This window comes from Ottowia sp. (assembly GCF_047601385.1).
Taxonomy (GTDB): domain Bacteria; phylum Pseudomonadota; class Gammaproteobacteria; order Burkholderiales; family Burkholderiaceae_C; genus Ottowia.
The window spans coordinates 807843-830956 of sequence record NZ_JASGJP010000001.1; the positions used below are offsets into that span (position 1 = coordinate 807843).

Consider the following 23114-nt stretch of genomic DNA (forward strand, 5'->3'; position numbering starts at 1 on the left):
CGCCCCCTCTTCGCCCCTCGTGACCGGCGCCCCTGCGGCGCCGGTTTTCTTTGGGCCCGACCGCACGACAATAGCGCCGTGAGAATCGCCCTCGGCCTCAGCTACCTCGGCACCGCCTACCAGGGCTGGCAGAGCCAGCCCTCCGGCTGCACGGTGCAGGACCGGCTGGAAGACGCCCTGGCCCGTTTCACCACCACCCCGGTGACCACGCTCTGTGCCGGCCGCACCGACGCCGGCGTCCACGGACTGATGCAGGTGGTGCATTTCGACACCGAACTCGCGCGCGAGCCCTTTTCATGGGTGCGTGGCACCAACCGCTTCCTGCCGGCCGACATCGCCGTGCAGTGGGCCCAGCCCGTGCCGGACGACTTCCACGCGCGCGCCAGCGCCCTCGCCCGCCGCTACGCCTACGTGGTGCTGGAATCGCCCGTGCGGCCCAGCGTGGAAGCGGGCCGGGTCGGCTGGACGTTCAGGCCGCTCGACGGCGAGGCCATGCGCGCCGCCGTCCGGCACCTGATCGGCCAGCACGACTTCACTTCGTTCCGCGCCAGTGCCTGCCAGGCCCTCTCGCCCGTCAAGCAGCTGCGCCGCATCGACATCATCCGCAAGGGTGCCTACTGGCGCTTCGACTTCGAGGCCGATGCCTTCCTGCACCACATGATCCGCAACCTCATGGGTTGCCTGCTGCAGGTCGGTCAGGGCTTGCAGCCGCCGGATTGGATGGCCGAGGTGCTGGCGGCGCGTGACCGCGATGCCGCTGCACCCACCTTTGCGCCCGACGGCTTGTATTTCCTCGGCCCGGTGTACGACCCGCGCTGGGGCTTGCCGGAGCGCACCGCGGCCTATGATGGGCTGCCATGAAGAAACAAGCCCCCACGCTCTCCGCTGCGCGAGGTTCGCTGCTCCCCGAGGGGGCTCACCCCGCCTTGGGGCGGCCCGGCGGCGGGGTAGCCCGCACCCGCATCAAGATCTGCGGCCTCACCCGTGAGCAGGACGTGGACGCCGCCGTGGCAGCCGGTGCCGACGCGATCGGTTTCGTGCTCTATCCCAAGAGCCCGCGCCACGTCACGCCGGCACGCGCCGCCGAATTAGCCCGCCGGCTTCCGGCCATGGTCACGCCGGTGCTGCTGTTCGTGAACGCCGATGCTACAAATATAGAAGCTACCAGTGCAATGGTGGCGGGCGCTACGCTGCAATTTCATGGTGACGAATCGCCGGTTGACTGCGCCGCCGCGGCCCGCCGCTGCACGCGCCCCTACTGGCGCGCCGCGCGCATTCCGATGCAGACCGCCACACCGTTCGACTTGGTAAAATTCGCACGCGACTTTGATTCGGCCCAGGCCATCCTGCTCGACGCGCTCGTCGACGGATTCGGCGGCGGCGGAAAGACATTCGATTGGTCACGGCTACCACCAAACGTTCCCGCTCACCTCGTCTTGTCTGGTGGGCTCACACCTGCAAACGTGGGCGAGGGTCTGCGCGCCTTGCGTGGCCGCGGGTGCTCGCTCGCGGTTGACGTTTCCTCCGGCGTCGAAGCCGAAGGCCCTGACGGCAAACTGCTGAAGGGCATCAAGGACGCCGACAAGATCACCCGCTTCGTGGCCGCCGTACGCGCGGCCGACGAGCTGTTTGCAGGATCCCTTTCACCATGACCGACTACCACCAGCCCGATGCATCCGGGCATTTCGGCCGCTACGGCGGCAGCTTCGTCAGCGAGACGCTGACCTACGCCATCAACGAGCTGAAGGATGCCTACGCCAGGTACCAGCATGACCCGGCATTCCTGGCTGAATTCCAGTATGAGTTGGCGCACTACGTGGGCCGCCCCTCGCCCGTCTATCACGCCGCGCGCACCAGCCGCGAGTTGGGCGGCGCGCAGATCTACCTGAAGCGCGAAGACCTCAACCACACCGGCGCGCACAAGATCAACAACGTCATCGGCCAGGCCATGCTCGCCAAGCGCATGGGCAAGCCGCGCATCATCGCCGAGACCGGCGCCGGCCAGCACGGCGTGGCCACCGCCACCATCTGCGCCCGCTACGGGCTGGAATGCGTGGTCTACATGGGCAGCGAGGACGTCAAGCGCCAGAGCCCCAACGTCTACCGCATGAAGCTGCTGGGCGCCACCGTGGTGCCCGTCGAATCGGGCAGCAGGACGCTGAAGGACGCGCTGAACGAGGCCATGCGCGACTGGGTGGCCAACGTGGACAACACCTTCTACATCATCGGCACCGTGGCCGGCCCGCACCCCTACCCGATGATGGTGCGCGACTTCCAGAGCGTGATCGGCACCGAATGCCTGGCGCAGATGCCCGAGATGCTGGCCGCGCAAGGCATCGCCACAGCGCAGCCCGACGCCGTCATCGCCTGCGTGGGCGGCGGCAGCAACGCCATGGGCATCTTCTACCCCTACATCCCGCACGAGAAGACGCGCCTGATCGGCGTCGAGGCCGCCGGCCAGGGGCTGGACAGCGGTAAGCACTCCGCCAGCCTGCAACGCGGCAGCAGCGGCGTGCTGCACGGCAACCGCACCTACGTGCTGCAAGACGCCAACGGCCAGATCACCGAGACGCACAGCATCTCGGCCGGCCTGGACTACCCCGGCGTGGGCCCCGAGCACGCCTGGCTCAAGGACATCGGCCGCGCCGAATACGTCGGCGCCACCGACGCCGAGGCGCTGGCCGCCTTCCACCACCTGTGCCGTGCCGAGGGCATCATCCCGGCGCTGGAATCCAGCCACGCTTTTGCCCACGCCATGAAGCTGGCGCCGACCATGCGGCCCGACCAGTCCATCCTGGTGTGCCTGTCGGGCCGGGGCGACAAGGACATCGGCACCGTGGCCGATCTGGATGGCGCCGACTTCTACGACCGCCCCTCCATGCGCGGCCACGTCGTGAAGGGGGCCAAGGCATGAGCCGCATCACCGCCACTCTCGACGCGCTGAAGGCCCAGGGCCGCAAGGCGCTGATCCCCTACGTCACCGCCGGCTTCCCCTACGCCGACATCACGCCCACGCTGATGCACGGCATGGTGCAGGCCGGCGCCGACATCATCGAGCTGGGCGTGCCCTTCTCCGACCCCAGCGCCGACGGCCCGGTGATCCAGAAGGCCGGCGACCGCGCGCTGGCGCTGGGCATCGGCCTGGCACAGGTGCTGGCCATGGTGCGCGCCTTCCGCCAGAAAGACGACAAGACGCCCGTAGTGCTGATGGGCTACGCCAACCCCGTCGAGCGCTACGACCAGCAGCACGGCGCGGATGCCTTCGTGCGCGACGCCGCCGCGGCCGGCGTGGACGGCGTGCTGATCGTCGACTACCCGCCCGAGGAATGCCGCGAGTTCGCGTCCAAGCTAAAGGCGAACGGCATGGACCTGATCTTCCTGCTGGCGCCCACCAGCACCGAGCAGCGCATGCGGCAGGTGGCCGAGGTCGCCAGCGGCTACGTGTACTACGTGTCGCTCAAGGGCGTCACCGGCTCGGGCACGCTGAATACGACTGAAGTCGAGGCCATGCTGCCGCGCATCCGCCAGCACGTGCACATCCCTGTCGGCGTGGGCTTCGGCATCCGCGACGCCGAGACGGCCAGGGCCATCGGCCAGGTGGCCGACGCCGTGGTCATCGGCAGCCGGCTGATCCAGGTGATCGAGGAGCAGCCGCACGAGCGCGTGGCCGCCGCCGCGATGGACTTCCTGCGCCCGATCCGCGCCGCGCTGGACGCATAATCGACGCTATCACTCAAGGAGCAACGCATGAGCTGGCTCGAAAAACTCCTGCCCCCCAAGATCCAGAAGTCCGACGCCGCCGAGCGCCGGCAGATGCCCGAGGGCCTGTGGATCAAGTGCCCCGAATGCGAGACGGTGCTGTACAAGACCGACCTGGAGCAGAACCAGAACGTCTGCCCGCACTGCGGCCACCACCACCGCATCGGCGCGCGCGCGCGGCTGAATGTGTTCCTCGACGGCGAAGGCCGTTACGAGATCGGGCAGGAGGTGGTGCCGGTCGATGCGCTGAAGTTCAAGGACAGCCGCAAGTACCCCGAGCGCCTGAAGGAGGCGCTGGAGGACACCGGCGAGACCGACGCGCTAGTCGTCATGGGTGGCGCGGTGCACTCCATCAGCGTGGTGGCGGCGGCGTTCGAGTTCGACTTCATGGGCGGCTCGATGGGCAGCGTGGTGGGCGAGCGCTTCGTGCGCGGGGTCGAGACCGCCATCGAGCAGAAGGTGCCCTTCATCTGCTTCACCGCCACCGGCGGCGCGCGCATGCAGGAGGGCCTGCTGTCGCTGATGCAGATGGCCAAGACCAATGCCGCCCTCACCCGCCTGGCCAAGAAGGGCCTGCCCTACGTCAGTGTGCTGACCGACCCGACCATGGGCGGCGTCTCCGCCGGCTTCGCCTTCGTGGGCGACTTGGTGATCGCCGAGCCCAAGGCGCTGATCGGCTTCGCCGGCCCGCGCGTGATCGAGAACACCGTGCGCGTGAAGCTGCCCGAAGGCTTCCAGCGCGCCGAATTCCTGCAGACCAAGGGCGCGGTGGACTTCATCTGCGACCGGCGCGAGCTGCGCGCCAAGATCGCCAGCGTGCTGGCGATGCTGCAACGCCAACCGGCCGACGCGGTGCAATAACGGATGGGGTCAGGCGGCGCCCAGCACGGCGCCGCCGCCCAGCAGCCCGGCTTGCAGCGAGCCGAGCACGATACTCAGCACCTGCAGCGCCACGATCACCACCAGCGGCGACAGGTCCACCCCGCCCACCAGCGGCAGCCGCTTGCGCACCGGCGCCAGCAGCGGCTGACACAGGCGCTCGACCACGTCGCGCGCCACCGTTCGGTTCTGCATCCACGACAGCACGGCCGCGATGATGACCACCGCCGTCGCCACCGACACCGCCAGCCGCGCCACGCCCAGCAGCGCCGCCAGCGGCAGCGCGGCCCAGCCGGAAAGCCCCAGCAACGCCAGCAGCACGGCGTATTGCGCCAGCTTGAGCAGCCACGCCGCCAGCAGGCTGGCCGCGTCCAGCCCGCCGCGCGGCGGGATCAGGCGTTGCAGCGGCAGCACCAGCCAGTCCGACAGCGCCTGCACCAGGCGCCCCACGGGGTTGCCCATGGGCAGGCGCTGCCAGCGCATGTACAGGCGCAGCAGGCAGGCGCCCCCGGTCAGGGTGACCGCCACTTCCAGCAAGAAGGCCAGGATTTGATAGAGCATGGGCGTGCGATGATAGCCGCGCCATCATGACCGATCCCCTGCTCACCCTCAGCTCCCTGCCCCTGTTCCCGCTCGGCACCGTCCTGTTCCCGGGCGGCGTGCTGCCGCTGCGGGTGTTCGAAGTGCGCTACCTCGACATGATCGGCAAGTGCCACCGCGCCGGCGCGCCCTTCGGCGTGGTGGCACTGGCGCAGGGCAGCGAGGTGCGCGTGGCCGGCGCGCCCGACGAGCAGCTGGAGCCCGTGGGCACGCTGGCCCGCGTCACGCACCTGGAGCAGCCGCAGGCCGGCCTGCTGCTGGTGCGGTGCCAGGGCGAGCAGCGCTTTCGCACCGGCCACGCCAGCCGCCTGAAGAACGGCCTGTGGGTGGCCGACGTCACCCTGCTGCCGCACGACCCGGCGGTGGCCGTGCCCCAGCACCTGCGCCACGCCGCGCAGGCCCTGCGGCAGGTGCACGAGAACCTGCGCAGCCGCTCGCCCGCGGCGCCGATCCCGCCCGAGGCCGAGGCGCGCTACGACGACTGCGCCTGGGTCGCCAACCGCTGGTGCGAGCTGCTGCCGCTGCCGGTGGGCATCCGCCACCGCCTGATGGCGCTGGACAACCCGCTGCTGCGGCTGGAGCTGGTGGCGGACCTGCTGGCCAAGACCGGCATCGATTCCGGCACCAATGACAAATGACTTCGCTGCGCTTCAATGACAGATGACTTGTCTGGTTATCTGTCATACCCCGTCGCAGCCGGGTAGTCATTCGTCGTTCTCTCGATCGCTCAGTCAAACAGAACTACGATTTTGATAGCTGCTGGCGCTTGTCAGGCGCGCGCTGGGGCCTTATTGGGGCATCACTCCAACTGGTAGGGTTACTCAGTACCGTTCGTCATCCGCAAGACTAGAATCAACCCAGTTCGCGCCACCCGCGAACCGTGGATACAGCCGCCGCCACATCCATGCCACCCGATGGGTTCCGGGCACGGAGAGGCACAACGTTGGCGGCTGCAAGCTCTGCAAACGCCGGACGGCCCACCAGCCCTAGACCGGGCCCCATTCTCTTTCATAGGAGATTGACGATGCTTGAGCAAGTTCGACGCTATTTTTCCACCATTTTCTTAGGTCTATCATTTTTATGTATAGGCTCAGTACATGCTCAGAGCGACAAGTACCTGAAGGTGAATTTAGATATTTCCGCGCAAATCGTGAATATGAAACACTCAGCCGTGGTCGAGAGCGGAAGAGAGGCAACTATATATAAGAAATTAGATGATGGCTCAACTGCAAAACTAAAATACACCGCAGATAACCGAGGACCTATCGGAAGCTTTAAAGAAACCGTTGGTCTGAAAGGTTCCATCTATATTCCAGATGACGCTACAGATGAATGGAAGTTACTTCGTAACTTCGAGATGGTCGTTGCAAAGGGTGGTTCTGGAATCATGGAATACTCCTCGAAGGAGGCAAATAATCCCGGGCAAATTTCAATTTCTTTTAGTGCGGAAGGTGTGAACGAAGATCAAATAATTTCAAAATATGGGAAAATACCGGAACCACGATCCTGCCCCGGGTTCTCTCCAAATGAAATTCTGTCAGGCTTGAGTACACTCAATAACGTGCCAGGTTGCTGCGATGAATACTGTGGAGACAGATATATATATTGCTGTCAAGTATTCTTTTGTTGCGATGGCAGTGCATCCGTGCCATGCTGTTGCATCACTCCTATGTAAGGATATTTCTTATACGGGCGGCATCTCATCCCTGCAAATGTCAGCTTGGGCTGGGTGCCGCCCACGAACCTCTAGTTTTCTTCTTGGTTGCCGTGAAGATCGGAATGGCGGTCATACCTCAATCGAGTGAAGACTAAGTAGCCACCCCGGCTATGACTCCCCGGGCTGCGGCCGGTACTCCGGCACACGCCGCCGCAACCCCTCGCGCACCGCAGCGGCGCCGGGCGCGGCGCCCAGCGAATCGATCCACGCGGTGATGACCACCGCCGCGTCGGCCGCCGCCCCGGGCACCTTGGCCACGCGCAGCTTGGGGTGCGGCGTGGGCTCGGTGGTCTCGTCGTCGGCCAGCAGTTCCTCATACAGCTTCTCGCCCGGGCGCAGGCCGGTGAAGGCGATGGGCACGTCCTGCTCGGCCTTGCCCGAGAGGCGGATCAGCAGGCGCGCCAGGTCGGCGATCTTCACCGGCTCGCCCATGTCCAGCACGAAGATCTGGCCCGAGCGGCCCATCAGCCCCGCTTGCAGCACCAGTTGCGCCGCCTCCGGGATGGTCATGAAGTAGCGCACGATCTCCGGGTGCGTGACGGTGACCGGCCCGCCCTGCTCGATCTGCGCGCGGAACAGCGGCACCACCGAGCCGCTGGAGCCCAGCACGTTGCCGAAGCGCACCGACACGACCTGCGTGCCCGGGTGCTCCAGCGCCACCGCCTGCACCACCTGCTCGGCCAACCGCTTGCTGGCGCCCATCACGCTGGTGGGGTTCACGGCCTTGTCGGTGGAGACCAGCACGAAGCGCGCCGCGCCCGCCTCGCCCGCCGCGCGCGCGGCGTGCAGCGTGCCCAGCACGTTGGTGCGCAGCGCCTCGATCTCGTTGTGCGCCTCCATCAGCGGCACGTGCTTGTAGGCGGCGGCGTGCAGCACCACGCCGGGCCGGTGCGCGCGCATCAGGGCGCGCAGGCGGTCGGGCTCGCGCACGCTGGCGGTGTAGTAGGCGGCGGGCAGCGCGGGGTGGCTGCGCCGCAGATCCTGCTCCAGCGCGTAGGTGGCGTATTCCGACACATCGACACACACCAGCCGCGCCGGGCCGAAGCGCGCCACCTGGCGGCACAGCTCGGCGCCGATGGAACCGCCCGCGCCCGTCACCAGCACGGTCTGGCCGCGCAGCAGCGCGGAGAGGCCGGCGTCGTCGAGCTGCACCGGCGCGCGGCCCAGCAGGTCTTCCAGCCGCACCTCGCGCGGGGCGGGCGCGGCGCCGGGGCGCAGCAGCTCGTCGGCGGTGGGCAGGGTGAGCAGGTTCAGGCCGGCGCCGGCCCAGCGCAGCATGATCTCGCGCCGCAGCGGCGCGCCGGGGGCGCTGGCCAGCAGCACGGTGCCCACGTGGTGCGCGGCAGCGATGCGGGCCAGCTCATCGGGCGCGCCCAGCACGTGCACGCCTTGCAGCGTGCGACCCTGGTCCGGCGTGTGCGGCGACACCACGCCCGCCACGCGCCAGCCAGCCACGCCCTTGAGCGTGCGCAGCGCCTGGTCGGCCTCCTCCAGCGTGCCGACGATCAAGAGCGGCTGCGGCGGCGCCGCGCCGGGCTGCGCCTGCGCGCGCGTGTGCGCCTGCTCCACCAGCGTGCGCCAGGCGGCGCGCGCGCCGGCCAGCAGCACCAGCACCAGCGGCGCGCTGATGAGGAACACCGAGCGCGGAAAACCCTCGATGCGCAGGCCCATCACCACGGCGGTGGTCAGCACGGCGCCCAGCGCCACGCCGCCCGCCAGTTGCCGCAGGTCGGACAGGCTGACGTAGCGCCACGACTGGCGCGGCACGCGCGCCAACGCCAGGCCGAGCGCCATGCACGACAGCGCGATGGACGTGGTCTGTACCGCGTGCTCGAAGTACGGGTGCGGCAGCCCCAGGTTGAAGCGCAGCCAGAACGCCGCCCACCAGGCCAGCGCGATCAGCGGCAGATCGACCAGCCAGCTCTTGCTGGCCAGGCTGCGGCGCAGGGCGGTCAGCATGCGGGCCTCCGCATGAGGCGGTTTACTACGGTATTCATAGCTGCTGGCGCTTGATGGACGAGCGCTGGAGCCCTATTTTGCTTGTAATTCATGGCCGCCCTGCGATGGCGCGCAGCGTGTCGAGCAGGATGCGCAAATCGCTTGCCACCGAGTGATGCGCCACGTAATCGAGGTAGTGGCGCTGCTTCGCCGGCATGACCTGCTCGACGTAGATGCGCTCGGGATCGTCGGCGGTGGCCAGCAACCGCTCCTCGTCGCGGAACTCGATCGCCGCGCGGTCGGTGATGCCCGGCCGCACGGAGAGGATGCGCCGGCGCGCCTCGTCAGGGTACAGCGCCATGAAGCGCGGCACCTCGGGGCGCGGGCCGACCAGGCTCATGTCGCCCTTCAGCACGTCGATGAGCTGCGGCAGCTCATCCAGCTTGGTGCGGCGCAGCCAGCGGCCGGCGCGGGTCACGCGCGCGTCGCCCGCCGCCGTCACCTGCGGCCCCGCACCGTCCGCGCGCATGGTGCGGAACTTGTGGATGCAGAACGGCCGACCGCCCCGCCCCACGCGCTCCTGCCTGAACAGCGCGGGGCCGGGCGAATCCAGCCGCACCCACAGTGCGATGGCGGCCATCAGCGGCAGCGCCAGCGGCAGCGCGGCCAGCGTGAGGCCGAGGTCCAGCGCGCGCTTGGCGAGGTCTGAACTCATGACGCAGCCCGGTACACGTGCAGATGCACCGCATGCTGGCGAGCCAGCGGCGACAGCAGCCGGTCGGCCAGGTACAGCGCGTCGTCGATGCGCGCGCCCAAGGCGCCCAGGCGCGTGGCGGCCGACGCGACGCCGAGCACGCCGAAGGAAAAGCGCGCCTCGGCCGGCGGAAAGTCCTCGCGCCGGAAGAAGCGCCAGCCGTTGCGCCGCGCGCCCAGGCGCGCCAACAGCGGCTCCAGCGCCGTGCGGCCGTTGTCCAGCGTGACCAGCAGACCGCCGGGGTTCAGGTGCTGCGCGGCGAGGCGCGCCAGCGTGGCATGCACGTCCATCAGCCGCGAGTCGTGCACGCGGTGCACGCCGCCCAGCACGGACTTGAGCACGATCACGTCCCAGCGGCCCTGCGGCGCGCGCACGTCCTGCCGCGTGTACGCGATGCGCGCGGCCTGCGCGGGCGGCAGTAGGCGCGCGTTCAGCGCCTGGATGGCGGGCAGCTGCGCCGCATCGAAGGCCGAGCACTCCACCCGCTCGGTGAAGGCCAGCATCAGCGGCGCCAGCGACGAGCGCGGGCCGGCGCCGATCTCCAGCCCGGTGTTGAAACGCATGCCCGGCCGGCTGCGCACGAACTGCGTCCACGGCCGCGCCCAGGCCCGCGCGCTCCAGCCGAAGCAGGCGGCTGCCGGCGGAACGATCACCGAACGGCGTCCTTCAGCGCCGCGATCACGCGCCCCTGCTCGTCGTCACTCATCGCCGTGAACAGTGGAATGCTGAACATGCGCTGGTACGCGGCTTCGGCGACCGGAAACTGCTCGGGCGTCAGCCCATAGCGATCGCGCCAGTAGGGCTGACGGTGCAGCGGCACGTAGTGCACGCTGGTGCCGATGCCGGCATCCGACAGTGACTGGATCACTTCGTCGCGCGTCACCGTGGCCTCGTCGGACAGGCGCAGCACGAACAGGTGCCAGGCGTGCACCTCGCCAGCGGGCGCGTCGGCAGGCAGTACCAGCGGCAGGTCTTTCAGTTCAGCGAGGTAGCGCGCGGCCAGTTGCTGGCGGCGCTGCAAGAAGGCCGGCAGGCGCGTGAGCTGCACGCGGCCCAGTGCGGCGGCCGGGTCGGTCAGGTTGTATTTGAAGCCGGGTGCGACGATCTCGTAGTACCACGCGGGCGTGCGGCTGGTGAAGCGGTCGAAGGCGTCGCGGCTGATGCCGTGCAGGCGCATCACCTTCATGCGCGCGGCCAGCTGTTCGTCGCGCGTGACCACCATGCCGCCCTCGCCGGTGGTCATGGTCTTGTTGGCGTAGAAGCTGAAGACGGTCGCAGCGCTCGCCAATTGGCCGATAGGCGCTCCTTGATGCGTAGCAGGCAGCGCATGTGCCGCGTCCTCCACCACCTGTACACCGTGGCGGCGGGCGATGGCGAAGATCGCGTCCATGTCGCAGGCCAGGCCGCCGTAGTGCACGGGCAGGATGGCCTTGGTACGCGGCGTGATGGCCGCTTCCATGCGCGCCGGGTCGATATTGAGCGTGACCGGATCGACGTCCACCAGCTTCGCGTCGGCGCTCAGGTAGCGCGCCACTTCCACCGTCGCGGTGAAGGTGAGCGTGGGCGCGATCACCTCGTCGCCCGGCTGGATGCCGATGGCCTCCAGCGCCAGGTGCAGGCCGGCGGTGGCGGAGTTGACGGCGATGGCGTGCAGGTTGCCGCCCAGGTAGTCGGCGAATTCCTGCTCGAAGGCGCGTGTCTCCGGCCCCGTGGTCACCCAGCTGGAGCGCAGCGCGCGCGTGACGGCGGCGATCTCGTCGTCGCCGATGTCGGGGCGGGCGAAGGGGATGAAAGCAGGGGAGGTGTCAGTCATGTCAGCGGGTGATTTTCGCCGAGGCCCCTGTGACGCGGCACCCGCGCAGCAGATCCCACAGGCCGCGCCAGGTGCCCAGGCCGTAGCCGAAGTGGTAGGCGGCGATCACGGCCGGCAGGCGGAGCAGCGTGCCGGCGTCGCGTGCCTGCCGGGCCGCCGCGCACGATGCGAAGACCAGGTACAGCGCATACGCCACCAGCAGCGCGACGAATGGAAAAGAAAACAACGGCGCAGCCAGCACCGATAAAGCGCAAGCAGCCACGAAAACCATGGGAACGAGCTGCCGCAGCGAACCCGGCTGCCCATGCTTGCGCATGACGAACGGCCGCCAGTAGCCGTACTGGAACTGCTGGCGGAACAGGGGTGCCAATGCATCGCGCGGGGCGTACCACGAGCGGATGCGTGGGCTCTGCCACACGCGCCTGCCGGCCAGGCGCAGGCGCAGGTTGTGTTCGTCGTCCTGGTTGCGCACCAGGGTCTCGTCGAAGCCACCCAGACGCGCCAGCGTGGCGCGCGGCCATGCGCCCAGGTACACGGTGTCGGCCTCGCCCTCGTAGGCGGCATCGCGCGAGCGCGCGCCACCCACCACCCAGCGGCACTGGAAGGCGGCGGCGATGGCACAGCTCATCGCGCCCTGCCCACGCGCCACCCAGGGACCGCCTACGTTGTCGGCACCGCTACGCGCCAGCGCGTCGATGCATTCGGCTACGTAGTCAGGCGCGAAGCCGGTATGCAGATCCATGCGCACCAGCACCGCGCCGCGTGCGCGCCGCAGGCAGGCGTTGAGGCCGGTGGAGACGATGCGGCCCGGGTTGTCCACCACCACCAGGCGCTCGTCGCCGGCCGCGCGCGCTTCCAACTGCTCGCGCGTGCCGTCGTCGCTCAGGCCGTCGGCCACCAGCACCTCCATGCGCCAGCCTTCGGGCAGGCGCTGCGCCAGCACGGCGTCGCAAAAGGCATCGACGTAAGCAAGCTCGTTGCGGCAGGGGGCGATCACGCTGACCAGATTTGCCTCGCCCGGCGCGGCCAGCTCGGGCAGGGGCGGGTTCGCCGCATCCTGTGCCAACAGACGGCGGTAGGCGGCGTCCATGGCGTCCATCTGCACACGGCGGTCGCCGTTCCGGGCGATGCGCTCGGCGTTGCGCGCGCCCAGGTCGGCCGCGTGGGCGTCGTCCTGCAACAGGTCCAGCCAGCGCGCGGCGAGCGCGGCCTCGTCTCCCGCCGGCACCAGCGCCTCGGCCGCCAGCCATTCGCGGTTGGCCGGCAGGTCGCTGGCGATCACGGCCAGACCGCAGGCCATGCTTTCCAGCACCGAGACGGAGGTGGCGTCGCTCTCGGGCACGCTGATCGACAGCTTGGCTGCCGCCAGCACGGCGGCCATGCCGGCGTCGTCGAGCCGGCCGTGGAACCGCACTGAATTCTGTAGCGCGAGGTCGGCCACCAGCGTGCGCAGCAGCCCTTCCTGGCTGCCGCCGCCCAGCAGGTGCAGGCGCGCGCCGGGCCGCCGGGCGCGCACCTGGGCGAAGGCGCGCACGATCAGGTCGATGCGGTAATTGGGCTCCCAGCTGCGCAGGCTCACGGCATCAAAGGCGGGCTTGCGCGGCCACGGCGCGGGCGCGAAGCGGCTGCGCTCCACGCCCCAGTGCACGAGCTGCGTCGGCACGCCGGGCGCCAAGGCTTGCGACACGGCCAACAGGTCCTGCGAATCGCCCGTTACGAGCTGCGCGCGGCGCAGCGTCCAGGCCGTCAGCCAGCGCATCAGCGCGCTCCGCCGGGGCGTGACCAGCAGGTCGGTACCCCAGGCTGTCATCACCAGCGGCTGCCGCCCGGCGCGCGCGGCCAGGTAGCCGTAGGAGGTGACGTAATGCGCGTGCACGATGTCCGGTTGCAGCCGCGCCAGCGCGCGCCGCGCCGCGCCAGCGCGCCACAGCCAGTCGCGCGAGCGCCGCACGGGGCTCAGCACGATCTGCTCCGCGCCCTCGATGGGCGCGGGCCGCGCGGTGACCAGCGACACGCGCCAGCCGCGCGCGCGCATCTCGCGCGCCCAGCGCTGCACGTGCACGCTGGTGGCGTCGCCTAGAAGGCAGAGATGGGGAGCCGTCACGAACTCAGACCTTGCCGCCAGTACCAATACGCCTCTTGCAGCTCAGGATGCGCCACCCACCAGCGCTCGTCCACCTCGCGCGTATCGCCGACGACCTGCGCCGGGCTGCCGGCCAGCACGGCGAAGTCCGGAAACTGCCCGCGCACGCGGCTGTGCGCCGCCACCAGCGTGCCGTGGCCCAGCGTGGTGCCGGCCTCTATGGTGCTGTGCGGGCCGATGAAGCAGCGCTCGCCGATGACGATGGGCGCGCGCAGCACGGCCACCTCCAGCTTGGCGCCCGACAGTCCGGCCGCCACCCGCACCGCGCGGTGCGTGCTGTGGCTGACGATGCTGACGAAGTTGGTCACCTGCGTGCCGCGCCCGATGCGCACGCCGGCGCTGGCCTCGATGAAGCAGAAGTGGCCGATGAACACGTCGTCGGCCAACACGAGCGCGCTTTCATGTTCGATGCACACCGTGGGCGACAGCCGCGTGGCCGGCCGCAGCGCGCCACCGCTGGCCTCGCCGAACAGCGTGCGGAAGAACAGCAGCCGCCACAGCCGGCGGCGCAGGCGGTTGAGGGCGGCGCGCAGCGCGGTCATGCGGCGCCCTCCTTCCACGTCGCCAGCCGCCAGAAGTACCAGCCGAAGTACGGCACCATCACCGCCGACACCGCCCAGGCCCCGCCCAACAGCCCGCCTTGCCACAGACCGACGGCCAGCGCCGCGATGAAGGCCACCTGCCCCAGCACCGCCAGCCGGAAGGCCCAGCGCTGCGCGCGCCACGCCATCGTCACCACCGCCAGCGGCGAGGCGACCAGGTGCGCCGCGATGTACGGTGCCAGCGCGCGCGCCAGCTCGCCCGCCTCGCGCCAGGGTGCGCCGAACACGCGCTCGAACAGCCACGGCCCGGCAGCCAGCAGCACCACCATCAACGCTAGCGCAACGCCGCCCAGCAGCGCCATCACCTGCCGCACCAGGCGCCGCCCCTCCTCCGGCCCGGCCGCCGCCAGGCGCGGATACAGCGCCTGCGATACCGCGCTGCCCACCAGCGTGGCCGGCGCCTTCAGGTAGCGCAGCGCCAGCCCCCAGAAGCCCGCCGCCGCCTCGCCCGACCAGGCCACCAGCAGGGCCACGGCCAGCGCGTCCTGCAAAGTGCCCAGAAAGGCGTGCGGCGTGTTGACCCAGGCGAAGTCCCTGTGCCGGCGCGCGGCCTCGCGCACCGCCGCGCGGCCGGTCGCCATCACCGTGCGCCAGCCACCCGCGGGCGCGGGGCGCAGCAGCCACAAGCTGGCGAGCCCCTGCGCCAGCAGCGGCGCCAGCACCAGCGCCCAGGCGTCCTCGCGCCCGGCGGCGGCGCCCTGCCACATCGCCCAGCCCAGCCCCAGTTGCAGCGCCACGCCGCCGCCGTACTGCACCACGCGGCTCGCGGCCAGGGCCTGGAAGCGCTGCGCCCGGTTGGCCCACAGCGTCAGCACCTGCAACACGCCGGCGGCCCCCACGGCCAGCGGCAGCAGCGCGGGCAGCGGCAGCCAGCCGGCGGCGTGCAGCACCCAGGCCAGCGGCACGCTAATCACCACCGCCAGCGCCAGCAGCCGCGCGGACAGCGCCAGCAGCGCTCGCGCCTCGCTTTCATCGCGCGCCAGCGGCAGCGCCTGCTCGTAGCGCAGGCTGGCGGCCACGGCCAGCGCGGCGGCGATGGTGGCGAACTGGGTGAACAGGCCCATGGCCTCGGGCGTGAACAGGCGCGCGATGAACGGCCCCAGCAGCAGCGGCACGAGCTGCGCCAGCGCGCCGCCGGCCAGCAGCGTGAGGGTGGCGCGCGCAAGGGTCAAATGCCACCCCCGTTGCTCCACTCGCTGCGCGATGTTCCGGCACCCCCCCTCAAGGGGGCGCACCCACTGGCCGGGGGATCCCCGGCCACGGGTGCACTGGCATGGCCTGCTTCGCGGCCTTCGGGCTCTTTGGGTTTCATGCGATGCGTATGGCGCGCGAGCGCTGTGACTAACTAAAATGATGGGCTTTGCCATCGACTCGGGGCGCGGGCGAATTATCCCCGCCCCTGCGACACCATGACCCAGCCCCCCGCCCCCGCCGCCCCCGAACAAGACGAGAACAAGCTGATCGCCGAGCGGCGCGACAAGCTCAAGGCCCTGCGCGACGCGCAAGGCCAGGGCGGCGCCATCGCCTTCCCCAACGATTTCAAGCCGAAAGACCGCGCAGCGCCCATCCACCAAGCGCACGGCGCTACTGAAAAAGAAGCATTCGAGGCCGACATCGCCGCCGGCCGCAAGGTCACGGTGAGCGTGGCCGGCCGCATGATGCTCAAGCGCGTGATGGGCAAGGCCAGCTTCGCCACCCTGCAGGACGCCACCGGCCGCCTCCAGGTCTACGTGGTGCAGGGCGACGTGGGCGAGCAGGACTACGCCGCCTTCAAGCACTGGGACCTGGGCGACATCGTGGCCGCCGAGGGCCACCTGTTCAAGACCAAGACGGGCGAGCTGTCGGTGCACGCCACGCGCATCCGCCTGCTGACCAAGAGCCTGCGCCCCCTGCCAGACAAGTTCCACGGCATGCAGGACCAGGAGCAGAAGTACCGCCAGCGCTACGTCGATCTGATCGTGGACGAGGCGGCGCGCGCGCGCTTCGCCGCCCGCAGCGCCACCCTGTCGGCGATGCGCGCCTTCATGACCGGCCACGGCTTCATGGAAGTGGAGACGCCCATGCTCCACCCCATTCCCGGCGGCGCCAACGCCAAGCCCTTCGTCACGCACCACAACGCGCTGGAGCAGCAGATGTTCCTGCGCATCGCGCCCGAGCTGTACCTGAAGCGCCTGATCGTCGGCGGCTTCGAGCGCGTGTTCGAGATCAACCGGAGCTTCCGCAACGAAGGCATCAGCGTGCGGCACAACCCCGAGTTCACGATGATGGAGTTCTACGCCGCGTACTGGAACTACCAGGACCTGATGGACTTCACCGAGGCGCTGCTGCGCGACACGGCGCAGCGCGCGGCCGGCACGCTGCAACTCAGCTACCAGGGCCGCGCCGTGGACCTGAGCCAGCCCTTTAAGCGCCTGACCATCCGCGAGGCGCTGCACGCCCACACCGACATCGGCGCCCACGTGGACGATGCGGCCGAGCTGATCCGCCGCCTGAAGAAACTCGGCCTGAGCGAGGAGAAGGACAAGCTCGGCGCCCGCAGCCTCGCCAGCCTGCAAGTGATGTACTTCGAGGAAGAAGTGGAGCAGCACCTGTGGCAGCCCACCTTCATCATGGAGCACCCGACCGAGATCAGCCCGCTGGCGCGCGCCAACGACGCGCGGCCCGAGGTGACCGAACGCTTCGAGCTCTACATCACCGGCCGCGAGATGGCCAACGGCTTTTCCGAGCTGAACGACGCCGAGGACCAGGCCGCGCGCTTCCAGGCCCAGGCCAGCGCCAAGGACGCGGGCGACGACGAGGCCATGTTCTACGACGCCGACTTCGTGCGCGCGCTCGAATACGGCATGCCGCCCACCGGCGGCTGCGGCGTGGGCATCGACCGGCTGATGATGCTGCTGACCGACAGCCCCAGCATCCGCGACGTCATCCTCTTCCCCGCCCTGCGGCGCGAGGGCTGAGATCGATGAAAGAACGCCTGCGCCTGCACCTGCCGCCGTGGCTGCACGAGTGGCTCGACGTGATCGTGCCGCTGGCGCAGGTGGCCGTCATCCTGCTGCTGGCCTGGCTGCTGCAATGGCTGCTGCGGCGCCTGCTGACGCGCCTGGGCACGCGCTACCAGCTGCCCGACGCCGTGGTCAAGCCGGCGCGCAACCTGCTGCGCTGGCTGATCTACTTCGTCGCGGCGCTGATGGCGCTGGAGCGGCTGGGCGTGTCGTCCGACGTGCTGTGGACCGGCATCACCGGCTTCGTCACCGTGGGCGCGGTGGCCTTCTTCGCCGCCTGGAGCGTGCTGTCCAACCTGTTCTGCGCGCTGCTGATCTTCACCACGCGGCCGTTCCGCGAGGGCGACGTGATCGAGCTGATCGACACCGGCGACAAGCCCGGCATCAAGGGCCGCGTGACCGACATCCGGCTGATCTACACGATCCTGGAAGACCACGACCCCGCCCACCCCGGCGCGCTGCTGCAAGTGCCCAACACGCTGTTCTTCCAGAAGGCGCTGCGGCGCTGGCGCGGGGGCCTGGACACGCGGGTGGCGGCGGCTGGCTGAGAGCCGGTGCGGCTTTGAACGGAATCGGGCGCCAGCGCCCGCCCATCAAGCGCCGGCAGCTATTATTTTTGGAGCTTCAACGACGGGCGTCGTCCTCGGCCGGCACGTCGCGCCAAACCACGTCCTGCACGGCGGCGGGCTCGGCCGCGGTGGCCTGGGTGGCATCAGCGCGCGGGGTGGTGCTGTCGGCACCGGGCCGCCGGGGCCAGCGCTGGCGCGCCATCTCGCGGTAGCGGCGCCACAGCAGCGTCACCGTGGCCGGCCGCCCGGTGAAAAGGCTCGACACCAGGCTGGCCACCACCATCACCGCCAGCCAGACCAGCAGGCTGGCCAGGAAGACCAGCCCCATCAGCGCCAGCGCCGCCCACACCAGCCCGCCGAGCAGGCGGGCGAAGAAGCGGTCCAGCGCGCCGCCGGACGCGGGGGGCAGGGATGGGGATGACGTGCCGTTCATGCCCTTTCAGATGGCGCGCGGGCGCCAAAGTTCAAGGGACCAGGGCCAGCGCGTGCAGGTAGGCCGGCGCGCGCATCAGCGCGTCCCAGTCCGGCGCGGGGCCGCGCGGCAGCAGCGCGCGGCGGCGTGCCTCGCTGGCTTCGCTGGGCAGCCAGCGGCCGCCGAGCTGTGCCTGGACCAGGGCGTCGAGGGTGTCGTCGATCACCTCGCCCTGCCCCAGCGACTGGTTGCACAGCAGCGCCAGGTCGCAGCCGGCGTCCAGCGCGGCCAGCACGGCCTCGGCGGGGCTGACGGTGCGGCCCTGGATGTGGCGCGCGGCCTCCATGCTGAGGTCGTCGGTGACGATGGCGCCCGCGAAGCCCAGCCGCCCGCGCAGGATGGCTTGCAGCCAGCGCGCCGAGAAGCCCGCGGGGCGCGCGTCCACGCGCGGATACACCACGTGCGCCGGCATCACGGCGGCGAGCGTGCTGCGCAGCCAGCCGTAGGGCGCGGCGTCGTCTTGCAGGATGGCCTTCAGTGGGCGGGTGTCGCGCGGCAGGTCGGTGTGCGAGTCGGCCGCCACCCAGCCGTGGCCGGGAAAGTGCTTGCCGCAGTGCGCCATGCCGGCGCGCAGCAGGCCGTGCGCCAGGCTCTTGGCCAGTATCGTCACCACGCGCGGGTCGGCGTGGAAGGCGCGGTCGCCGATCACACCGGACGGCCCCCAATCCAGGTCGAGCACGGGGGTGAAGCTGAAGTCCACCCCGCAGGCACGCAACTCCGCGCCCAGCACGTAGCCGCAGGCGCTGGCGGCGTCCTGCGCGCGCATCGCGTCCTGCATCCACAGCTCGCCCAGCGCGCGCATGGGCGGCAGGTGGGTGAAGCCGTCGGTGCGGAAGCGCTGCACGCGGCCGCCTTCGTGGTCCACGCAGACCAGCAGGTCGGGCCGCAGGCGCTTGATCTCGGCGGCAAGGCGCGTGAGCTGCGCGCGGCCCGCCCAGTTGCGCGCGAACAGGATCAGGCCGCCCACCAGCGGGTGCGCCAGACGGCGGCGGTCGTCGTCGGTGAGCGCGGTGCCGGCGATGTCGATGAGGAGCGGGGCGTGCTGCATGGGTGATCTAGATGCTATTTATTCGATAGCTTGCAGCGCTTGATGGATAAGCGCTGGAGGCCGATTTCGTTTATAACTTTTCCACCACGCAGAAGCTGGCGGCGTAGTCGCTTTCGTCCGTCACGCTGATGTGCGCCACCCACTGGCGCGCCTCGAACCAGTCCTTCAGCTCGCCGTGCAGCACGATGAAGGGCTCGCCGCTGGGGCGGTTGGCGACTTCGCACAGCCGCCAGTGCATGGGCAGGCGCATGCCCAGGCCGATGGCCTTGCTGAACGCCTCCTTGGCCGAGAAGCGCGTGGCCAGGTAGCGCAGTCCGCGCTCGGGCCAGCGGCTGCTCCGGCGGCGCCAGGCGGCCAGCTCGGCCTCGGACAGGATCTTCTCGGCGAAACGGTCGCCATGCCGCTCGAAGCTGGCGCGGATGCGGCGCACGTCGCAGATGTCGGTACCGATGCCCTGGATCATGGTTTCAAGCGAAATCGGCCGTCAACGCTTATGCAGCAAGCGTCGGCAGCTATCAAATCAGGAATTATCGAAGGCATCGCCGATGCAGCGCAGGTATGCCTGCACGGTGGCGGCGTAGCCCAGCTCCAGCGCGTCGGCGATCAGCGCGTGGCCGATGGAGACCTCGGCCACGCCGGGCACGGCGCGCAGGAAGGGCGCGAGGTTGCCCTGGTTCAGGTCGTGCCCGGCGTTGACGCCCAGGCCGGCGGCCTGCGCGGCGCGGGCGGCGTCGGCGTAGCGCCGCAGCTGGGCGGCCTCTTCCGGCGTGCCCCAGGCGGCGGCGTAGGGCTCGGTGTACAGCTCGACGCGGTCGGCACCCACGGCGCGTGCCGCGGCCATCTGCTCGGGCTCCGGGTCCATGAACAGGCTCACGCGCACGCCCAGGTCGCGGCACTCGGCGACGAGGGGCCGCAGGCGCTCGGCGTCGTGCGGAAAACGCCAGCCATGGTCGCTGGTGAACTGGTCCTCGCTGTCGGGCACGAAGGTGGCCTGATGCGGGCGCACCTCGCGGATGAAGGCCATCAGGTTCTGCGTCGGGTTGCCCTCGATGTTGTATTCGCGGCCGGGCCAGCGCTTCAGCAGCGCGGCCAACTCGCGCACGTCCTGGGCGCGGATGTGGCGCTCGTCCGGGCGCGGGTGCACGGTGATGCCGTGCGCGCCGGCTTGCAGGCAGATTCCGGCGGCGCGGGTGACGCTGGGGATGCCCAGGTGCCGCGTGTTGCGCACCAGGGCGACCTTGTTGACGTTGACGGAGAGCCGGGTTTTCATAGCGATTGCAGGTCCATCAGGAGCTGGCGCGTGCGCAGCGTGCCGATGCCGCAATGGTAGTGGAGCAGTTCGCGCAGTTGCTGGCGCAGCGCGGCGCGGGCCTCGCCCGGCAGCTGGGACACGGCCCGCAGCGTGGCGCCGAGCGGCGCCTCGTCGGCCAGCGCATCGGCCAATGCCTGCCACTGGGCACCGGCGAGCCAGGCGCCGTCGTCGGCGTGCGCGGCGCGCAGGCCGCCTTCGGCCACCAGGCGGTACGGCTCGCCCGCCGCCAGCGACGCGAAGGTGAGCGTCTGCGCGCGCAGCGCCGGCAGGTGGCCGGCCTCGCGCAGCAGCAGCAGCTCGAACGCGCGCAGGCCGCTGGCGACCACCGCCTCGGACTGGCCCGAGGCCAGCACGTGCACCAGCGCGGCATAGGCGTCGAACAGGCGCGGGTGCGCGTCCTCGCGCGCCAGCAGGCGCATCAGCAGTTCGTTGGCGTAGTAGCCCGAGAGCAGCGCCTCGCCCGTGGGCATGACCAGGCCGCCGCCCCATTCGGCGCTTTTCAGCGTGCGGATCTCGGCGTCGCCGCCCCAGGCCAGCAGCAGCGGCTGCATCGGCAGCAGCACCGGGCGGAAGTTGGACGACGGCCGCTTGGCCCCCTTGGCCACCAGCGCCACGCGGCCGTGCGCGCGCGTGAACGCCTCCACGATGACGCTGGACTCGCTCCAGTCGTAGTGGTGCAGGACGTAGGCGGGTTCGTGAGCGACGCGCCGCATTAACGCCCCCACGCTCCACGGCTTCGCCTGTTGCGCTGCCCCCCGAGGGGGCTTTGGCCGCCTTCGGGCGGCCGGGCGGCGGCCAAGGGCTCCGCTCGTCGCCGGGCCAAGAACACGTTGCTCACTCGTAGCCGAAGCTGCGCACGCGCGCCTCGTCGTCGGCCCAGCCGGAGCGCACCTTGACCCAGAGTTCGAGGAACACCTTGCAGTCCATCAGCTTCTCCAGCTCCTGCCGCGCCTCGGTGCCGATGCGCTTCAGGCGCTCGCCCTTGTCGCCGATGACCATCGCCTTGTGGCCGTCGCGCTCGACCACGATGGTGGCGGCGATGCGCACCAGGCGGCCGTGGGCGCGGCTCTTCTCCTCGTCGAATTTCTCGATGACCACGGTGGAGGTGTAGGGCAGCTCGTCGCCGGTCAGGCGGAACAGCTTCTCGCGCACCACCTCGCCGGCCAGGAACTTCTCGCTGCGGTCGGTCAGCTCGTCCTCGCCGTACCACCAGGGCTGCTCGGGCAGGTAGCGGGCGCAGATGTCCAGCAGGCGCCGCACGTCGCGCGGGTTCTTGGCCGACAGGGGCACGTACTCGGCGAAGGGGTGGCGCTCCTGCATGTCCTTCAGCCAGGGCGCGATCTCGCCGCGGCGGTGCACGGTGTCGAGCTTGTTGGCCACCAGCAGCGCAGGGGTGCCGGCCCGCAGCAGCGACAGCACCTTGGCGTCGCCCAGGGTGAAGTTGCCGGCCTCCACCACGAACAGCACCAGGTCCACGCCGTCGATGGCGCCCAGCACGGTCTTGTTGAGCGACTTGTTCAAAGCCGTGCTGTGCCGCGTCTGGAAGCCCGGCGTGTCGACGAAGACGAACTGCGTGCCGCCGCCCTGCCCGTCCGCCAGCGTGCGCATGCCGGTGATGCGGTGGCGCGTGGTCTGCGCCTTGCGCGAGGTGATGCTGATCTTCTGCCCCACCAGCGCGTTGAGCAGCGTGGACTTGCCCACGTTGGGCCGCCCGACGATGGCGATCAGGCCGCAGCGCTGCGTACCGGGTTTTGAATCAAATGGGCCTTCAGCGCTTGCTGTACCTGCGCTGGCAGCTATGTTTTCAGGAGTATTCATGCTTTCGACGATGACCTCAGCGCCTCCAGCATGGCGGCGGCGGCGGCCTGCTCCGCCGCGCGGCGCGAGGCGCCCTGCCCCAGCGCGCGCAATGCCAGCTGCGCCACGGTGCAGGCCACCTCGAAGGTCTGGCGGTGCGCCGCGCCCAGCACCTGGACGACGTCGTACTGGGGCAGCGGCATCTTGCGGCCTTGCAGCCATTCCTGCAAGGCGGTCTTGGCGTCCTTGGCCGCCGCCGACATGGCAGGCGAGATCTGGATGCGGTCGAACAGGCGGCGCACCAGCGCGTCGGCGGCGCCGAAGCCACCGTCCAGGTACACCGCGCCGATGACGGCCTCCAGCGCGTCGGCCAGGATCGAGGGGCGGCGCTGGCCGCCGGAGCGCAGTTCGCCCTCGCCCAGCCGCAGCAGGCTGGGCAGGCCGAGGTCCAGCGCCAGGCCGTGCAGGCTGTCCTGCCGCACCAGCTGGGCGCGCACGCGCGACAGGTCGCCCTCGGGCAGCTCGCCCAGGGCCTCGAACAGCATGTGGGCCACCGCCAGGTTGAGCACGGAGTCGCCCAGGAACTCCAGCCGCTCGTTGTGGTCGGCCGAGTGGCTGCGGTGCGTCAGCGCCTGCGCCAGCAGCCGGAGGTCGTTGAAGGCGTAGTGCAGCCGCGACTGCAGGTCTTCGAGCGGGGCCGCCGGCACCA

General features: G+C 70.1%; 24 protein-coding genes and 1 pseudogene. 9 read left to right on the plus strand and 16 right to left on the minus strand.

The window, feature by feature from the left end; all coding sequences use genetic code 11:
• Window positions 1-78 precede the first annotated feature (78 nt).
• Genes truA through accD form a run of 5 tightly spaced genes read left to right on the plus strand, consistent with a single transcriptional unit; the run spans window position 79 to window position 4620 of the window.
• Window positions 79-861, plus strand: coding sequence for a tRNA pseudouridine(38-40) synthase TruA (gene truA, locus QM772_RS03930; protein WP_415134152.1), 783 nt, complete (start codon window positions 79-81; stop codon window positions 859-861).
• Window positions 858-1652 carry a phosphoribosylanthranilate isomerase gene (locus tag QM772_RS03935; RefSeq protein ID WP_415134153.1) on the plus strand — a complete coding sequence of 265 codons (795 nt, stop codon included), beginning with the start codon at window positions 858-860 and terminating at the stop codon, window positions 1650-1652. Before truA ends, QM772_RS03935 begins: the two co-directional genes overlap by 4 nt.
• Window positions 1649-2914, plus strand: a complete 1266-nt coding sequence (gene trpB / locus QM772_RS03940) for a tryptophan synthase subunit beta (RefSeq protein ID WP_415134154.1) — start codon at window positions 1649-1651, stop codon at window positions 2912-2914. The genes QM772_RS03935 and trpB overlap by 4 nt, the downstream gene beginning before the upstream one ends.
• The gene (gene trpA, locus QM772_RS03945) at window positions 2911-3720 is read left to right on the plus strand and encodes a tryptophan synthase subunit alpha (RefSeq protein WP_415134155.1); all 810 of its coding nucleotides are present in this window, start codon (window positions 2911-2913) and stop codon (window positions 3718-3720) included. Before trpB ends, trpA begins: the two co-directional genes overlap by 4 nt.
• A gap of 27 nt (window positions 3721-3747) precedes the next feature.
• Window positions 3748-4620, plus strand: a complete 873-nt coding sequence (gene accD, locus QM772_RS03950) for an acetyl-CoA carboxylase, carboxyltransferase subunit beta (RefSeq protein WP_415134156.1) — start codon at window positions 3748-3750, stop codon at window positions 4618-4620.
• Window positions 4621-4629: 9 nt separating this feature from the next.
• On the opposite strand, the gene QM772_RS03955 is transcribed toward accD, so the two are convergent.
• Window positions 4630-5199: a YggT family protein gene (locus tag QM772_RS03955; RefSeq protein WP_415134157.1), complete on the minus strand. Its 570-nt coding sequence runs from the start codon at window positions 5197-5199 to the stop codon at window positions 4630-4632.
• Between the two features lie 26 nt (window positions 5200-5225).
• Here QM772_RS03955 and QM772_RS03960 point away from each other — a divergent pair, with 26 nt between their 5' ends.
• Together QM772_RS03960 and QM772_RS03965 are read left to right on the plus strand one after the other, a co-directional pair.
• The gene (locus tag QM772_RS03960) at window positions 5226-5876 is read left to right on the plus strand and encodes an LON peptidase substrate-binding domain-containing protein (protein ID WP_415134158.1); all 651 of its coding nucleotides are present in this window, start codon (window positions 5226-5228) and stop codon (window positions 5874-5876) included.
• Between the two features lie 386 nt (window positions 5877-6262).
• Window positions 6263-6913 (plus strand): hypothetical protein, encoded by a 651-nt coding sequence (locus QM772_RS03965; protein ID WP_415134160.1) that lies wholly within the window; start codon window positions 6263-6265, stop codon window positions 6911-6913.
• A 150-nt stretch (window positions 6914-7063) separates the two neighbouring features.
• On the opposite strand, the gene QM772_RS03970 is transcribed toward QM772_RS03965, so the two are convergent.
• The 8 genes and pseudogenes from QM772_RS03970 to QM772_RS04005 form a co-directional block, all read right to left on the minus strand.
• On the minus strand, window positions 7064-8914 hold the full coding sequence (locus tag QM772_RS03970) for a polysaccharide biosynthesis protein (protein ID WP_415134161.1): 1851 nt from the start codon (window positions 8912-8914) through the stop codon (window positions 7064-7066).
• An 88-nt stretch (window positions 8915-9002) separates the two neighbouring features.
• Complete coding sequence (locus QM772_RS03975; protein ID WP_415134162.1) at window positions 9003-9608, minus strand: sugar transferase; 606 nt, start codon at window positions 9606-9608, stop codon at window positions 9003-9005.
• Window positions 9605-10300 (minus strand): methyltransferase domain-containing protein, encoded by a 696-nt coding sequence (locus tag QM772_RS03980; RefSeq protein WP_415134163.1) that lies wholly within the window; start codon window positions 10298-10300, stop codon window positions 9605-9607. Before QM772_RS03980 ends, QM772_RS03975 begins: the two co-directional genes overlap by 4 nt.
• Window positions 10297-11460, minus strand: a complete 1164-nt coding sequence (locus QM772_RS03985; RefSeq protein ID WP_415134164.1) for a DegT/DnrJ/EryC1/StrS family aminotransferase — start codon at window positions 11458-11460, stop codon at window positions 10297-10299. The genes QM772_RS03980 and QM772_RS03985 overlap by 4 nt, the downstream gene beginning before the upstream one ends.
• 1 nt (window position 11461) lies before the next feature.
• The gene (locus QM772_RS03990; RefSeq protein WP_415139451.1) at window positions 11462-12490 is read right to left on the minus strand and encodes a glycosyltransferase family 2 protein; all 1029 of its coding nucleotides are present in this window, start codon (window positions 12488-12490) and stop codon (window positions 11462-11464) included.
• A 117-nt stretch (window positions 12491-12607) separates the two neighbouring features.
• A pseudogene (locus tag QM772_RS03995) lies at window positions 12608-13564 on the minus strand (glycosyltransferase); the annotation flags it as partial.
• Window positions 13561-14145 (minus strand): acyltransferase, encoded by a 585-nt coding sequence (locus tag QM772_RS04000; RefSeq protein ID WP_415134165.1) that lies wholly within the window; start codon window positions 14143-14145, stop codon window positions 13561-13563. The gene QM772_RS04000 and the pseudogene QM772_RS03995, both read right to left, overlap by 4 nt.
• Window positions 14142-15377 carry a lipopolysaccharide biosynthesis protein gene (locus tag QM772_RS04005; RefSeq protein ID WP_415134166.1) on the minus strand — a complete coding sequence of 412 codons (1236 nt, stop codon included), beginning with the start codon at window positions 15375-15377 and terminating at the stop codon, window positions 14142-14144. The genes QM772_RS04000 and QM772_RS04005 overlap by 4 nt, the downstream gene beginning before the upstream one ends.
• Before the next feature lie 237 nt (window positions 15378-15614).
• Between QM772_RS04005 and lysS the strand changes: the two genes are divergently transcribed.
• Both lysS and QM772_RS04015 read left to right on the plus strand, forming a co-directional pair.
• Window positions 15615-17162 carry a lysine--tRNA ligase gene (gene lysS / locus QM772_RS04010; RefSeq protein ID WP_415134167.1) on the plus strand — a complete coding sequence of 516 codons (1548 nt, stop codon included), beginning with the start codon at window positions 15615-15617 and terminating at the stop codon, window positions 17160-17162.
• 5 nt (window positions 17163-17167) lie between these two features.
• Window positions 17168-17755: a mechanosensitive ion channel domain-containing protein gene (locus QM772_RS04015; RefSeq protein WP_415134168.1), complete on the plus strand. Its 588-nt coding sequence runs from the start codon at window positions 17168-17170 to the stop codon at window positions 17753-17755.
• 76 nt (window positions 17756-17831) lie between these two features.
• On the opposite strand, the gene QM772_RS04020 is transcribed toward QM772_RS04015, so the two are convergent.
• From QM772_RS04020 to rnc, 7 genes are all read right to left on the minus strand, one after another.
• Window positions 17832-18209, minus strand: a complete 378-nt coding sequence (locus QM772_RS04020) for a hypothetical protein (RefSeq protein ID WP_415134169.1) — start codon at window positions 18207-18209, stop codon at window positions 17832-17834.
• A gap of 31 nt (window positions 18210-18240) precedes the next feature.
• Window positions 18241-19296, minus strand: a complete 1056-nt coding sequence (gene nagZ, locus QM772_RS04025) for a beta-N-acetylhexosaminidase (RefSeq protein ID WP_415134170.1) — start codon at window positions 19294-19296, stop codon at window positions 18241-18243.
• Between the two features lie 70 nt (window positions 19297-19366).
• Entirely contained in the window at window positions 19367-19759 is a 393-nt protein-coding gene (gene acpS, locus QM772_RS04030; protein ID WP_415134171.1) for a holo-ACP synthase, read from the minus strand.
• Window positions 19760-19816: 57 nt separating this feature from the next.
• Complete coding sequence (locus QM772_RS04035) at window positions 19817-20566, minus strand: pyridoxine 5'-phosphate synthase (protein ID WP_415134172.1); 750 nt, start codon at window positions 20564-20566, stop codon at window positions 19817-19819.
• On the minus strand, window positions 20563-21321 hold the full coding sequence (gene recO / locus QM772_RS04040) for a DNA repair protein RecO (RefSeq protein ID WP_415134173.1): 759 nt from the start codon (window positions 21319-21321) through the stop codon (window positions 20563-20565). The genes QM772_RS04035 and recO overlap by 4 nt, the downstream gene beginning before the upstream one ends.
• Before the next feature lie 121 nt (window positions 21322-21442).
• Window positions 21443-22426, minus strand: coding sequence for a GTPase Era (gene era, locus QM772_RS04045; protein ID WP_415134174.1), 984 nt, complete (start codon window positions 22424-22426; stop codon window positions 21443-21445).
• Window positions 22423-23112: a ribonuclease III gene (rnc, locus tag QM772_RS04050; protein WP_415134175.1), complete on the minus strand. Its 690-nt coding sequence runs from the start codon at window positions 23110-23112 to the stop codon at window positions 22423-22425. Before rnc ends, era begins: the two co-directional genes overlap by 4 nt.
• Window positions 23113-23114: the final 2 nt, after the last annotated feature.